This is a genomic window from Aerococcus mictus, assembly GCF_003286595.3.
In the GTDB taxonomy this organism is placed as follows: domain Bacteria; phylum Bacillota; class Bacilli; order Lactobacillales; family Aerococcaceae; genus Aerococcus; species Aerococcus mictus.
The window spans coordinates 412,230-427,160 of the sequence record NZ_CP132985.1 but is presented as its reverse complement, the minus strand read 5'-3'; the positions used below and the strand labels follow the sequence as shown (position 1 = coordinate 427,160).

General features: G+C 41.9%; 14 protein-coding genes. All 14 read right to left on the bottom strand.

Features of this window, described 5'->3' with window-relative positions:
- Positions 1–69: 69 nt before the first annotated feature.
- On the bottom strand, positions 70–900 hold the full coding sequence (locus DBT49_RS02075; protein ID WP_013669254.1) for an MBL fold metallo-hydrolase: 831 nt from the start codon (positions 898–900) through the stop codon (positions 70–72).
- Between the two features lie 19 nt (positions 901–919).
- On the bottom strand, positions 920–2,578 hold the full coding sequence (locus DBT49_RS02070) for a DUF2207 family protein (protein ID WP_070558653.1): 1,659 nt from the start codon (positions 2,576–2,578) through the stop codon (positions 920–922).
- Between the two features lie 15 nt (positions 2,579–2,593).
- On the bottom strand, positions 2,594–3,493 hold the full coding sequence (locus DBT49_RS02065) for a two-component system regulatory protein YycI (protein WP_070558654.1): 900 nt from the start codon (positions 3,491–3,493) through the stop codon (positions 2,594–2,596).
- A gap of 14 nt (positions 3,494–3,507) precedes the next feature.
- Positions 3,508–4,854, bottom strand: coding sequence for a hypothetical protein (locus DBT49_RS02060; protein ID WP_141745196.1), 1,347 nt, complete (start codon positions 4,852–4,854; stop codon positions 3,508–3,510).
- Between the two features lie 128 nt (positions 4,855–4,982).
- The gene (walK, locus tag DBT49_RS02055; protein WP_013669607.1) at positions 4,983–6,854 is read right to left on the bottom strand and encodes a cell wall metabolism sensor histidine kinase WalK; all 1,872 of its coding nucleotides are present in this window, start codon (positions 6,852–6,854) and stop codon (positions 4,983–4,985) included.
- A gap of 6 nt (positions 6,855–6,860) precedes the next feature.
- A complete protein-coding gene (gene yycF / locus DBT49_RS02050; RefSeq protein WP_060777751.1) occupies positions 6,861–7,568 on the bottom strand; it encodes a response regulator YycF in 708 nt (235 codons plus the stop codon).
- A gap of 790 nt (positions 7,569–8,358) precedes the next feature.
- Positions 8,359–9,849, bottom strand: a complete 1,491-nt coding sequence (locus DBT49_RS02045) for a glucosaminidase domain-containing protein (RefSeq protein ID WP_070558656.1) — start codon at positions 9,847–9,849, stop codon at positions 8,359–8,361.
- Positions 9,846–10,205, bottom strand: coding sequence for a phage holin, LLH family (locus DBT49_RS02040; RefSeq protein WP_070558657.1), 360 nt, complete (start codon positions 10,203–10,205; stop codon positions 9,846–9,848). The genes DBT49_RS02045 and DBT49_RS02040 overlap by 4 nt, the downstream gene beginning before the upstream one ends.
- Positions 10,206–10,568 carry a hypothetical protein gene (locus DBT49_RS02035; protein WP_070558658.1) on the bottom strand — a complete coding sequence of 121 codons (363 nt, stop codon included), beginning with the start codon at positions 10,566–10,568 and terminating at the stop codon, positions 10,206–10,208.
- A complete protein-coding gene (locus DBT49_RS02030) occupies positions 10,561–10,911 on the bottom strand; it encodes a hypothetical protein (RefSeq protein ID WP_070558659.1) in 351 nt (116 codons plus the stop codon). The genes DBT49_RS02035 and DBT49_RS02030 overlap by 8 nt, the downstream gene beginning before the upstream one ends.
- Positions 10,912–10,945: 34 nt before the next feature.
- Positions 10,946–11,743, bottom strand: a complete 798-nt coding sequence (locus DBT49_RS02025; protein ID WP_070558660.1) for a carbohydrate-binding protein — start codon at positions 11,741–11,743, stop codon at positions 10,946–10,948.
- The gene (locus DBT49_RS02020) at positions 11,743–12,063 is read right to left on the bottom strand and encodes a hypothetical protein (RefSeq protein ID WP_070558661.1); all 321 of its coding nucleotides are present in this window, start codon (positions 12,061–12,063) and stop codon (positions 11,743–11,745) included. The genes DBT49_RS02025 and DBT49_RS02020 overlap by 1 nt, the downstream gene beginning before the upstream one ends.
- On the bottom strand, positions 12,035–13,618 hold the full coding sequence (locus DBT49_RS02015; RefSeq protein WP_181646014.1) for a tail fiber domain-containing protein: 1,584 nt from the start codon (positions 13,616–13,618) through the stop codon (positions 12,035–12,037). The genes DBT49_RS02020 and DBT49_RS02015 overlap by 29 nt, the downstream gene beginning before the upstream one ends.
- A 57-nt stretch (positions 13,619–13,675) precedes the next feature.
- A complete protein-coding gene (locus DBT49_RS02010; RefSeq protein WP_258113487.1) occupies positions 13,676–14,875 on the bottom strand; it encodes a G5 domain-containing protein in 1,200 nt (399 codons plus the stop codon).
- Positions 14,876–14,931 lie beyond the last annotated feature (56 nt).

Genomic DNA, 14,931 nt, shown 5'->3' with positions numbered 1-14,931 from the left:
TATTAGTTCACTTCAAGGATTTTAACTATCTTAGAATGAATATTTGAAAAATATATGAATATTTTCTCATTAAAGGGTAAATAGATCGGTAGGTTGGTAATGGTGGGTCTCATAAAGGTCAAAATCATAGCCCACCCCTAGGCCGTTCTCCTTTAAAATCGCCGTATTGGTCTCAAGGGCCAGGGCATTTAAGTTATTTTCCCTGGAAATATGCCCCAGGTAAACCCGTTTGGTTCGCTCACCTATCATTTTAGTCAGGGCTTCCGCCGTTTCGACATTAGACAGGTGGCCCCGGTCAGAAAAAATCCTTTGCTTTAAACGCCAAGGATACTTCCCCATTCTTAACATATCATTATCATAGTTACTTTCAATCATTAAGGCATCAGAATTGTATACCAGGCCAGCTAAACGATCGGAAACATAGCCTAGGTCTGTCATCATGGCGAATTGCTTACCATCCTTTTGGAAGGCATAGAACTGTGCATTGATGGAGTCATGACTGACAGGAAAACTCAGAATATCGACATCCCCAAAGCTAATCCGTTCCCCCGGCTCCATGATTATCTTTTGGTCAGCGTCTAACTTGCCACACTTCTGCTCGAGATAGGACCAGGTATCGGCATTGGCATAGATAGGAAGTTGGTAGCGTCGGGCCATAATACCGGCTCCCTTGGAATGGTCAGAATGTTCGTGAGAGATAAAGATGGCATCAAGGTCCTTGGCATCCCGGCCAATTTTCTGCAGCAATTCCTCAATACGCTTACCACTTAAGCCCGCATCAACTAAGATATTCCGCTGTGGGGTTTCAATATAAGTCACATTTCCTGTTGACCCACTGGCTAACATACAAATGCGCATGGTAAAATCTTTTTGCTCTGCGTCTTTGTCCAAAACATCCAAACTTCATTCTCCTCGTTTCTTACATAAAATCTTTTAATTGGTATTGGTTCACAGCATCTAAAGCCTGAGCTAAGTTGCCGCTTAGCGACTGGTTGGCTTTTTTCGCCTGCTTAACCAGTCGGTAGTTGTCCCCAGTCACAAAGCTGTAGAGGTAGTCCTTTTGACTGTAACCTAAGGACTGGTCTCGACCTTTAAGGCTGTTAAAATAAGTCTTCCAATATTTGGCAAGTTCTTGCCCCTGGGCATTATAAATCGGCAGGGTATAGCGCCTCAATAAGTAGACTCCCACTAAGCAAAAGGCCAGGGCTAAGAGCCAAATATGACCCCTATTTATCTCCCAGATCAGCCAAATCACTAAACCCGCTAGGACGATAAAGACAGCGACGTAAAGCCACCATAAAAAGCCATACAAGCGGCTTCCGGCCTTATCTAATAACTGCAGGTTCTGTTTGCGTTTTTTATCTAGCTTGCTAAGGGCATGCAACAAGTTGCGGTAGTTCCTGGTCTTGCCTTTCTTTTTCAGGCCCAGACTATATTTAAAGCTGGCAAAATCAAGATCCCCACCCTCCTGCTGCTTACTAAAAGCATCGAGAACAACTTGTTCATAGGGGTCATCACTTTGACTAGCCAAGACTTTAAAGTAAGGGTAGAAGCGGTCATCTGCGTTAACAAAACGTAAGGCTAAGTGTCCCTTAGCTACTAAGGATAAAAGAACCAGCCACAACTTATCATGTTGGCTGTAATTCTTCTTCAATAGTTCGCTAACTTCGACCGGATTGAGCTCATGGCTGTGGTTGACTTGCTTAGCATCAGCTGCTTGCCGAATCTTTTGCTTGCGTCTGAGCAAGAAGTAAGTGTAAAGGATCAATAAGGCGACTAAGGCTAAACTGACCCCCATCACTATCCAGTAACGTTGACGGTACCAAGCTTGTCTGGCGCCGATATGCTTATCAATCTCTCGGTTAATTTGCTCACCCTTAGAGACGGGGCCTTCCCCCTTGATATTAGGCATCAGGTCAGCTGGAAGCACCATTTGCACGTTTAACTTACTATCCGCGCTCAGATCTCTGACTTGAACTTGTAAGGTCGACTCATCCAGCCACTTTTCTTGGACATGGGCTGGACTAGCTAGCCAGGCCTTATAGTGGTTTTGGTCCACCGCCTGAGGAAATTTAAAGGTAATTTGAGCGGAATGGATATCGAAAGGCAAGAGCAAAAAGTCCTTTTGCATAATCACTTGATTGCCGTACTTAGTCCAGACATCCTCAATATTGGCAATATAATTCACAATTTCATCGTCGCCGGACATAGTATTGTAGAGGTCCACTTGGACATTATTGCCGTTTTGATGAAGGTCAAAGGTTCCAACCGTGTGGGACGTACTCTGAACAAAAGGAAAGGCTTCACTGGCTGAATTCATCCGCATATCTACATTTAATTGACGTAGATGACCACTTTCGCCTGTACTAATCACATGGCTTAATTGGTCGACTTGCTTATCAAACTGATAGCGAACCTGTTCATGTTCTTTAATGTCCCCCTGCTGGTCAAATTCCACCTTAACCTGGTAATCAGCAACTGAAATTCCTTGATTATCTGCTGCAAAAACCGAATCAGGAAGCAGGCAAAGCAGGCCTAAAAGGGTGATTAAGATCAGAGTTGGGAATTCTTTTTTCATAGCTTGATCTCCTTCCTAGGTGGCTTGACTATTTTGGCTACCCGCCTTGTCGCCATCATTGGTGGGATTAACCGGCTGAGAAGCGGGAGCATTTTGGACGATCGTCCCATTAATGGCATCAACAAAGGTGGTTTTAGTGGTATGGTCATCCAACTGCATCATAATGGCCCAAACCGGTTTAAAAACAATAATATCATCAACTGATAAAGTTTGCTGGTAACAAATATTGGCTGACAAAATATTGGCCTTGGAAGGGATCTCATTATAGAGATATAAGTTATCAATGGCATTCTTTTGAGTGATCAATGGGCGTTCTTCCCCTTGCGGACTCACGTCATGGACATGGCTCAATTCATAGGAGACGATTTCATTTTGATCATTTAAATGAAATAGTAATTCAGCACTAGAATCCATGGCCAGTTTGTCGGCATAGGTATTTTGCCCATAGTAAATAATTTTACGTTGGCGGTTATAGATCAAGAAGTGATATTCTTGCCCATGCTCAATCGCTCCAGAAGCTAACAAGTCCTCAATCGGCTTTAAGGCTTCTGGGGACAACTGGGTAGGGTTTTCCACATTGTTCTCTGTCAGCGCCGGTAACTTAATCGGATTTTTGAACTCACCATAGAGTTCCTCAGTCGAATCACGCCACTCTAACTTCTGTTCCTTGGTCCGGTCTCCTCCATCGGTGGATAGGCGACTTTGTTTGCCTGCGATCAGCGGCAACTGGACGTCATCTGAAGAAGGGCTAAAGTTCATGGTCACTTCATTATTCTTTAATTCCTGTTGGATATTAATATTGGACTGGATGGAAGTCGTCTCCATAAAACTCTTTCCAAAGAGAATATAGGCCAGAAAGATATTTAAGGCGAGAAAGACAATAATCAATATATTTTCAATTTGACGAAAATTCATAAGACTTCCTCCCTCTAACGGCTCTGAGCCTGGTTCATTTCTTTAAAGACTTCTTCATTATTACTATCAACTTCTGCTGGTTGGGCCTCCTGGTCGCTGCGATTGTGTTTGATATAGACCGGAACGTCATTTGCCGTATTCCGTGTCACATAAGCCTCATTTTTAGTCATGTCGACCAGTTCATCTAGCATAAAGTAGGTCCCATCCTTTTCAATCATCCAACAAGGCACCAAGGAAATTAAACGATTAGACTTGGAGCTAGGTACCCAGTAATAGCCGATATTTATCGAATCAATATCCTTACTGCTAATATGGTTGACTTCAAGCAATTTCATAATACTGGTAGCCGGTTGCATTTCAAAATTTTCCGTCAAATCATTCAAAGGCGTTTGAATATTGAGCGCTGAAAATTTAGCTTGCAGGGTATGGTCCTTAGGAAAACCAATTCGGATCCGTGAAACAAAATTAGACCCATAAATAGGAATACCGCCAACGACTTTTCTAAAGGTGACATTCTTTTCTTTATGGTTATATTGACTATAGATCCAGTTATCATTATTGGCCTGGATGCGTTGGAGGTCATTGTAGGCTTGTAAGATGACCGACAAGGGATCCGTATTTAGCTCGTAATCAACGGTTTGGTTGAATAAAATTTCAAAATTACTATTATTAATCACTAAGCCCTTGTTTTCGGTATAATACCGAGCTGACTCAACATCACTATAGTCATTGACTTGGTCAGGAAGGTTAAATAAGAGTTGCAAGTAGGCCGCATTGGATTGACGTTCCAAAATATAGGATAGGGCCTTGACCTCAACCTTGTCGTCAAGCAAGTAGTGGTAAGGAGTTTTCAAATCAACCCGCTTAACGGCCTTAAAACCATTCTTATTCTCATCGATACTGGTCTTTAAGTCATCAAAGTTAGCCGGCGCTTTTAAAGGCAGACTATAGACCAGGCCCTCTTCCCGGTCAATCAAGTAAAGAATTCGGCTATCCCGGGGGTAGGAGATGAGGTTGATGGGAATTTGTCCCAATTCACCACTAATCTCATCACTGGTCAAGCCCAAAAGTTGGAGAGGGATTTGATCAGCGTACTCCAGCTCGATCATTTCCTTATTATGACTTTCTTGAATATAGTCAGCCAGCGATTCTTTCTTGAGGCTGTCCAAGTCAAGCTTATCCACTTTTAACTGGGCCATCTTCTCATTAAAGTGGGTTAACAAATTAGCTTCCCGGCTTTGCCAAAAGCCTTCTCCATCAGTATAGACCAAAGAAACTGGCCGGAATACTTTTAAGAGCGGTGTCTTGTCCCCTGGATTAGCTATTTGAGTCGGGGTAAGGGCAGTGGTTTTTGCTTCCATTCCCTCATCCCCTGACCAATTACTAGATAAGTTAGTGAAAGGCCCAATAATATTAAGGGAAAAAAAGATACTGAGTAAGACTAAAAAGGTTAGGAGAAAATGAGGCAAGTTTGTCCAAAATTTTCGCATTATTCCCAATCATCCTCCCCCATATCAGGTTCAAAAGGCAGAGAAATAAAGAAGGTTGATCCCTTATTCTCAATACTATTGGCCCAAATTTTTCCGTGATGTAATTCCACAACTTCCTTAGCGATAGCCAGACCTAGACCCGAGCCACCTTGTTGGCGGGACCGAGCCTTGTCTACCCGATAGAAACGGTCAAAAACGTGTCCAAGAGCTTTTTGTGGAATACCTAGTCCTTGGTCTTGAACACTTAATATCGCCTCATTATGAGTCGTCATGAGACGGACCGTAATCGTTCCCCCATCCGGTGAATACTTGATGGCATTGTTTAAGATATTATCAATCACTTGAGTGAGGCGGTCTTGGTCAGCTTCCACCCAGATCGGTGACTTGGTTAATTCGCGTTGAATATGGTATTCTTCATTGACATAATCCTCTGATTGAATCATCATATCGAAGCGGTCCAAGATATGGTTGACTAAACCTTGGAAATCGATCAATTCCAGGTTCATTTCCTGACGATTAGAGTCCATCCGAGAGAGGTTCAAGAGGTCACTAATCATTCGAATCATGCGGTCCGTTTCCCTTTGAATGACACCGAGAAATTCTACCGCTAATTCAGAATCCTTAATGGCACCATCAGCCAGGGCTTCACTATAGGACCTGACACTGGTCAAGGGCGTCCGCAATTCATGAGAAACATTTGAGACAAATTGGCGACGGTCACGTTCAATCTTTTCATGCTCAGTCACATCGGTTAAGACCCAGACTAGACCACTGACATAGCCAGACTCCCTTTGAATAACAGATAACTCACCTTTAATAATCGATTCTTGGCCATCATCAGAAGTAAAGTGCATTAAAATATCACTTTCACTATTCAATAATTCACGGAAAGTATATTTATCCCTTAAATTGAGCACTTCCATAATGGAATGGCCCATAATTTCAGCTTCTTTTTTGCCGATTAATTCACAGGCCCGGTTATTGGTAATCATGACCCGGCTGCGGCGGTCAGTAGCAATCACCCCATCGGTCATATGTTTTAAGACTGAATCCAGCCGTTGACGTTCAGATTCCGTGGATTCTTGGGCTTCGCGCACTCGAACCGATAGATAGTTAATCGACTGGGCTAAGACGCCCATCTCATCATTACTATAGACCTTAACTTGGTCACTATAATTTCCATCAGCAATCTTTTCAATTTGATTGGTCATTTCTTGGACTGGGCCGGTAATCCCTCTAGAAATTAGGACTGCCAGTAGAATAGAAAAGACCAAGGCCAAGCCCGATGAAGTGATATAAATCAAACCAGTATTTTGCACTTGGTTGTAGACACTCTCAATGTTGACCGTCACACTTAAAACCCCGATCAAAAGACCGGAATTATCCGAAGAAAAAATAGGGACAACATATTGTTTAATTCGCAAATTTTCCTCATTGTCATACATTTCCTTACTTAGACTAGTGTTATTATAGAGGACTGTACGGATCATGTTATCGGTCGTTTGTTGGCCCACATTGGCCTGGTTACTGGGGTTACTTGAAGCAAGAATCTGCCCCTTATCATCCACCACCAAGGTTTCTAAAACATTGCTAACATTAAAACGACGCAATGAATTAATTAATTGCGCCTGTTGGTCACTCGTCTTATTATCTTCATTTTGAATAATGGGGCGAACGCTATCCTCCAAAAAGCCAATTTGCACATTCATTTGATCATCAAAGCTGCGCATCATTTCCTGTTCCAATTGTTGGATAAAATAAGCCCCGGCAAATTGCAAACCAAGTAACAAGAGCAAGATAATGACCAAAGGAATCTTTAAATGAATCGAATTAAGAAAGGAAATTTTCGATTTTTCTTGTTTTTCCTTCATTGCTTCCTACTCCTGGTCATTATCTTGGAGATAATACCCCACACCACGGCGGGTCATGAGTAATTTAGGATGGCTGGGGGTGTCTTCGATCTTTTCACGTAGACGACGCACGGTTACGTCCACGGTCCGAACATCGCCAAAGTAGTCATAGCCCCATACTGTCTGCAAGAGGTGTTCCCGGGTCATCACTTGGCCTAAGTGCTTGGATAAGTAATGGAGGAGCTCGAACTCACGATGAGTCAGGTCAACTTCCTTACCATTCTTAGACACATAGTAGGCATCTTCATGAATGGTTAGGTTACCGACATTTAATTCATTACTTTCTTCTTTTTCTTCTGCAGCCTCAACGTTAACCTGGGACCGGCGGAGGTTGGCCTTAATTCGTGCTGAAAGTTCCCGATTGGAAAAAGGCTTGGTCACATAGTCGTCGGCTCCCATTTCCAAACCGAGCACCTTGTCAATTTCTTCACCCTTAGCGGTTAACATGATGATAGGAACACTGCTGGTCTTACGGATTTCACGACAAACTTCCAAGCCGTCTTTTTTAGGCAACATTAAATCCAAAACAATAAGGTCGGGTTGGTAGCTGGCAAAGCTTTCTAAGGCCTCTTCGCCATCGAAAGCTGCCAGGGTATCATAGCCTTCCTTTTGAAGGTTGAAGGTAATGATATCTGAAATTGGTTTTTCATCATCAACGACTAAAATTTTTTTCATTATTAAAACTCCTTAAGTGTAACAGTTACAGCAGAGGACGATATGGCTAGAAGAAATCCATAAGCATCGTATGACTGGAACCCGTTTTAGTTTAAGAACTTCAATTTTCCATCTAAATTTCCCTATTTCCACCAATCTTAGTCAACCACTGCGACAGGGTCAACTGAGAATTATCAATAGAATACTCTCTAATTTATACATTATAGCCCAAAGTTTTCCTGATTGCCATACATGCCACTAATAGCGCTGTGTCAGCCTTTTTGATTATAACTTTTATATGAATTTATATACTTCTGTATAGTTTTGCTACTTTTTCTGCTACTTTTTTAGGCATTAAAAAAGCCCCTACAGGACAGGGGCTGGGGAGAGAATGTATTCAACCACTGAAATACATTCGCTATAAATACGCAGAAGAGACTTATCTCTTCAAGTAGTATATTACAATCTTTTTAAATCATTTTCAATAGCCTTTATAAAAGCTTAAAATAAAAAAAGAGAGGGCCCGTGAAAGGACCCTCCCCAGACAAATGGACTCCAACAAGCGAATTGCTTGCAAAAATATAACAATGGGAAGTGAAGGGCACAGGCCCTCTATTCCTCATCTTACATCTTTACTTACTGGATATCAACAGATACAAAAAAAGAGGACCCAGGTAAAAGTCCTCTTTAGACAAAAGGTGCAACAAGCGATTGCTTGTAGAAACATAATAGTTGGAAAGTGGAAGGATAGCCCCTCCAGTTCCAATCATACATTTTTATTTAATAAATATCAACAGGCCCCTTTGTATTCCTATTCTTCTTTCTTGTTAATGACATAAACCACATCATCAAGGCAAACTTTGTTAGGAGCTAATTCAGGGCGATCACCACCAACGGGTTGTTCTTCCACGGGTTCAATGACCTCTTCATCATCTTGACTTTCCACTAACTCGTTAACCTTTTCTTGCACGCTAACAGCGCTATAACCCGCCTTATGAAGCTTCTCAGCACGTTCAGGGTTATTGCCCCACTCGCCATCTAAGACTTGTTGTGCGACATCATATTCACTCACATAGTCGTCTAGATTCACAATGTCTCGTGCCCAGACGTTATGGGTGCTATCACCACTTTTAATGGATACAGAACCATCAGTGTTTAAGGCGTCCACTGTCCATTCTTTCTCAAAGTCATCAGCGGTCATGGCATGAGCTGGTTCAACAAAAGCAGGATTTTTAGCTTTAATGTCTACTCGTAACTTCACTTTATCACCCACAGCAAATCCTGTTTCACGACCATCACTATCAGCCTTCACAGCATAATGTCCCTTATTAGGTTTCTTCACGCTATCCTTAGTGTCATACTGTGGACGAGCATAACCCACAATGTAGCTAGCGTTATACGGATAGGTCACACGGCGAACCGCTGGTGGATTCCCAGTATTCCCTTCAATTGTGTGAACATTCACCCCATCAAAGCTTTCGACAATCCCAATATGATCTGCCCAGCCTGCGCCATAACCTTGCCAGTCATAAATGATAATGTCGCCTGGTTGTGGCTTCACTCGACCTAGCCAGATTCCTTTTTGTTTCAGGATTACTAAGTGACGTTGCACGCCACATTCACGACCAATCAAGTGGCTACCTTGGGTGACATCAAACAAGTGGGTGACGAATACATCGCACCAATCATCATGATAAGTAGCGGTATGACCTACAGGTTTTGGACTGACCTGGTTATACATGTCCACAATATTCTTATGGGTTTGACTATACTTGGTTGCCCCTAATAAACTTTGAGCATAATCAATGACGTGTTCAACTAACATGGGTTCCTCTGGCATTGAACGAACTCCTTTCTCGACATCAAAACGTTTCAAATTATAGGTGTTTAGGATATTTAATAACTTGCTGGCGTATTTCGTATCAGTCGCATAAGTGCCTTGTAATGCTCGGCATTGGTCTTCAGGGGTTTGAGCTGCCACCACGCCGCTATAAATTTGGGTGAGACCTGGTGTACTAGTGAATAATTCATCATGATCTTTCACTGATGCTTCCATGTCTTTATACACTCGGAAGTCATCGATCACTTGGTAGTAATTCCCTGCGCCATCATCTTCTAAGGTGTTTAAAGAAACACCGCCGCCTTTAATACCAAAGAAATTATTATATTTTTTCGCCAAGTCCGATTGCCCATAGCCGCTTTCTAGGCAAGCTTGAGCAATAGTGGTACTAGCGAATGTGTTCTTGTTATAGCGTTGAGCATAAGGCGCGATCTGATTAATGAAATCTTCTTTATAACTCATTTGGATAACTTCCCCTGTTCTTTGTCTAACTCTAATACAGCGGATTCAATGGCGGTCTGTAACTCGGTAAAGTTAATATGCACGCCCTTGTTAGCGAGCAACACTTCAGCCCGATTAATGGCCATCTCAAACTTTTCTTTCCCTGCTTTTTGCCAGCCCATCTTTTCAGCATAGGCCACAGCGTCAGAAATGACTTGGCTGATAACTTTTTGCTGTTCCCTGGTGGTGTTAGCTTCATAATACTGTTTAGCATAGCTTGCCACTTGTTGTGCCAAGTAAGCCAAGAATACCCCAACAATGGATAACACTGCTCGGGCAATGGTGGTGATTACATAACTATCTAGTACATCAAACATTTATCTTTCTCCTTTCAGGCGATCTTCGATTTGTGCGATTCGGTCTTGTAGATCGTCAATCGTCTTTTTAAGTGCTTTGTTTTCTTTGCAGAGCCTTTTATTTTCCTCTTTGAGTTCATCGTTCTCTGATTGTAAATCATCACGTTCTTGGTCTAACTTCTCGTTTTCTTTTTCTAATTCAGCGACCTTGGCACTGAGCTTTTCGATACGATTATCTAGGCGCTCGATTTCTCCAGTGAGCCTTTCATTCAAGGTATCATAGGTTGATAAGCGGTTAGCGCCTACGTCTGATTGATTTTTAACCCAGTAACCAAACCATGCGACAGACGCTGAGATTAGGGCAATTAGAATGTCTTTATCCACCTCGCCAATCACCCGTACTTAGTGTGGCTAAAGTCAAAAGACTAATCCCTAAACACAGTGCCCAGCCACCGTTTTGTACTGGGTGAATGACATAAAGTGCAGCAATCCCTGCCCATAATGCAGCAATGCCAATAACGCTCCATGACTTTCCTTTAGGTCGATTGGTCGAGTTTGACCAAATTAGCCAAGTCGGTAAAACGAAACAAGCTAAAATTAAAAGCCACCTCGTTGGCGGCTCAATTAAACGAATATAGGTGTTTCGCTGTAGAATCAACGAGATCCCAAAGAGGACCGTTGTTAGTGCTAAAGCATAAGTATAAGCGTTCTTCCTTATATTTTGCATTTCTCACACTCCTTCCTAAACACAAATAGAGTAACTACTGAATGATCTTCCAGTTTTCAGGTGAGTCATCAGGACTATAGGCGTTGTCATCTACAATAGATTCATACACTTCTCCATTAAAGATTACTTTATCTCCCTGACTGTATGTGTCGTGGTTACCAGTGGGTTGGACAAAGTCTTTAATCACCTCTGTACCGTCATCTAAGCTATCCTGTTTGACTTCTGTGTAAAGAGCTGGTGTATCGCTTGGCAACCAGTCTGCTTGGCTTGTGTGATCGCTGAGAACTTCGTATTGCGTTCCATCAAAGTTAACGATCATGCCCTCTGTATAATCAGTGTCTGGTTCCCAATCAGGGTATTTGCTTTCAATTTCTTCTTTTTGATCATCAGTTAAATCTTTAGCGTTAATCAGTTGTTTCAAGTTTTCGGTTTCGATCTCAACAGTGGATAGGCGTTCGTTAAGTGATTCAGTCGCTTGACTGACAAGGTCTTCCAGTTGGCTTTGTACCTTAGTAAGCGCTTCATCACTCACTGTGGCTAAGTTATCTTTAAATTCTTGCAAAGCACTGGTGGCCTGATCTACTTGGGCTTGAGCCTTCTCGACAATCTCTGTTTGGTATTGTTCAGGCTTTAAATTGCGATAATGTTGCTCGAGTGCTTGCTTCACTTGATAGTCTTCACCATATTCAGTGACATCGTCTGGCAAGGTAACGCTTAGGTTTCCTGTTTCATCACCACTTAATTGCACGGTCACGATGCAGCCCTTTTGTTCGGGTGAGTTTGGATTAGGATACAACTTGTAGCTATTCAAATAGGTATAGGTTGTGGCCATTATTTGTCATCTCCTTTGTCAATAATTGGTTCGAGCACGAGTAAATCTGCGACTGAAATCTCTAGCGGTTCAAGATCTTTTTCATTAATCTTTGGCAAAGAAACATCTTGTTCAACTTTTAAAATTTCCTCGTTCTCTTCGCTTTCTTTCACCTTTCCATCTTCCTTAAACTCTAATGATTCAATGACAGTCCTTGCTTCTTCGCCAACTGCCTTGGTTAACTTTAATAATTTAAATTTAAAAGCACCCGCAATCTTTTGTTGAGCGAGTGCTTGTAAAACGTTGTGAATGTTAATAAGTTCCACATTGTTTAATTTCATTTCGCAATTCCTCCATCTCTTGTTCCAGATTTTCTACACGTTCAATCAATTCTTGGTTAGTCAATAAGTTGAGGTAAGTCACATCGCTTTGTTTAATGGCTAAGTAATGATTACCGCCACCACTAAAAGTTGTCGCTTCCCCAGCATATTGAGCAATGATCCCAAACTGCTGGCCATCAGGTTTCCCTTCGTTATGTTTATTTTCTTTATCCCATTCAAAATCAATGACGTGTTGCTGCTTCGTCCATTCGATCCCTTTGCGGTGAGTTTCTCGGACATTCTTCTTAAGCCTTATATCAGATTCACCCACAACATCATAGCCGCACATATCCAAGTTGTTATAAAACTCTGCCACACCAGGATAGAATTTATAACCTACAGTATCTTGTGCAACAATGTTAACGCCCCATCTTCCGCAAACATTTAGCCATTGCTTCTGGTTAGTTCCATTAGTCGGTTCATAGACTTCTGTACCACTAGTTCTAAACTTAATACCACCAGAGTTTTCAATATCATAGGTATGCATATTAATGTTATTGCGCATATCTAGCCAACTATCAATCGCTACTGAACGTCCAGTGCGTTCCCTATTGTCGCCAACGGTCATAATTCGAGTGTAATGTTTATCAGAGCTATTATATTTCTTTGACCATGACATATATCGATTAGGTTGAATTTGGAAAGAGATCCCTTTTAAGCTAGGGTCATCAGCATCTTGGGCGGCACCAATATTTCCTATGTGACGAACCCCGTCATAAAACTCCATACCGTCAGATCCTAACCGCATATATTTTCCACCCAGCTGATTAATGACCATTCCCTGGCTATCAACCGTGGTATAAGAGTTGATCCCGTTCCATAACGATTTAACGAATTGTGACGTTAAACCTGTAATACTGTTAACACTCAAGCTAGAGACTTTAGCGTCTGTAATGGCTGCGTTAGCGATTTGAGCGGTACCAATGGTCCCGTTTCTAATATGAGCAGATCCATCAAGGGTGAAGTCGCCATGCACGGAAACGTCCCCATCTAATGCAATATGTTCTCCCTGAAGCCTTAGGTTACTATCATCTAAGTTGATTTGACTGATCAAGTCGCCTGTACTATTTAGATGGTTAACCGCCCATGAATTAGCGGTCTGATTAACAATTGTGTTGCCATCGACAATATCATTAATTCTACGACTAAAGGCGTATGAGGTTTGCGCTTGTTCGAGGAACGTTCCCACCATAGCGTTTGAAATTGAAAGGTATAGCCCTAGATCACTTTCCAACATGGACGTGCTGGTTCCTTGCTGGTTGTCAAAGTATTCGGTTAAGGTGCTTCGCAAAGTATCTTTAGTCATGCGAGTAATGTCGCCGTTCTCATCAGTCACAAATTGTTGTAGATTATCAATGTGACGAAAGGCAGCACCTAGCATTGATTCCGTATTGGTGTTTTCTTCATAATCAGTGAAGCGTGAAGCTTTTTCAACTTGTACTTGTTTCAGCACCCAGTCACCGATTCCACCACCATGTTGATAAGTGAAGGTGTCGTTCTCGTTTTTAGGACGCACTACATCGACATGACGCTGGTGTTCGGTCTGAATTGCTTTATTAAATAACTCGACCATCTATGCACCTCTCAATTCATAGACATGTAATGTGTATGATGGATAAGTGGTAGAAGTGTTATAGGAAAGTCCTTCATCGTAACCACTAGCCATTAAGTTACTACCTTTTTCAATGATTTTATTGTTATAAGAATCACCATAATCTTTGCTATCGTATAACCCTGAAGGCATTCCACTACCATAAGCATAAAAGGAAGCATATTTTGAAATATTGGTTCCTCCGATAAATTCAATTAGATAAAACTTATCGGGATCTGGTCTAGTTATCCAAGGCTGATAGTAAAACATCAGGCCTTTGACTGGTAAGAAAGAAAGGATATTCCCAACAATCTCCATCTCTTCTACGTAAAGTCGATATTTTAAAGTACCCATGTCGTCACCAATAGATAACCCTCTATCATAAGTGCTACTATATAACTCACCACCAAATGCACCAGCTGGGAGATCTGAAGCTGGACACAACAAATCTTTTCCATAAATTCCATGTCTGTAAACGTTATCAGTTACCTGTGAAGTGTCGACATTAGCGCTAACTATATAAGGGGTATCTGCACTAGGCTGTTCTTCCCAAGTTTGAAACCAGCGTCCAGATTCGGAACCATATGCTGTGCCAAGAATGCTTCGTTTCTTCGTACCATAATAAATGATGGTGTTCTTAGCAGGATAGATGACTTCAGATCTTGGGTTACGTGAACGTCCAGTCTTGGACCCATTCATGAATTCATAGGATTGGATATAGTCTTTACGCCCTTCGTAACCTTGCTCAGTTCGGGTTTCGCCTTCATACATATTGCTGTCAGGTTGACGAACAGTGGTGAAGGGCAACCATTCAGTTCGTTCGACTTGTTCAACCCACATGACGTGAGCGGTTCCTTTGGTATAGATTTCCTGAACCATAGGTGTAGTGACTTGATTAGAATGATTCCGTGTTTCACCTGTAAATTCACCATCAATGTATTCCTCTTGCCAATAATAAGTCTGCTCGCCTACTGATCCTTGACGAGTGACAGCACTATCATCAGGTCGCACGTTTTTATCTTCAACTGTTTTACGCGTAACAGGAATCTTTTCAGTACGGCTCTTGTCCTTCCAAACACCAGGTTTGCGAACCAATTGGAAGTTTAGGTTATGTGTTGGTGTGCTAGGGTTCAGATGGACTTCCCGTTCTTGTGTGTAATAAAACTTTTTACTGACTTTCACTTTATAAGGTTTGTCGCTATATTTTCGTTTATATGTAGGCAAGTGTTATCCTCTCC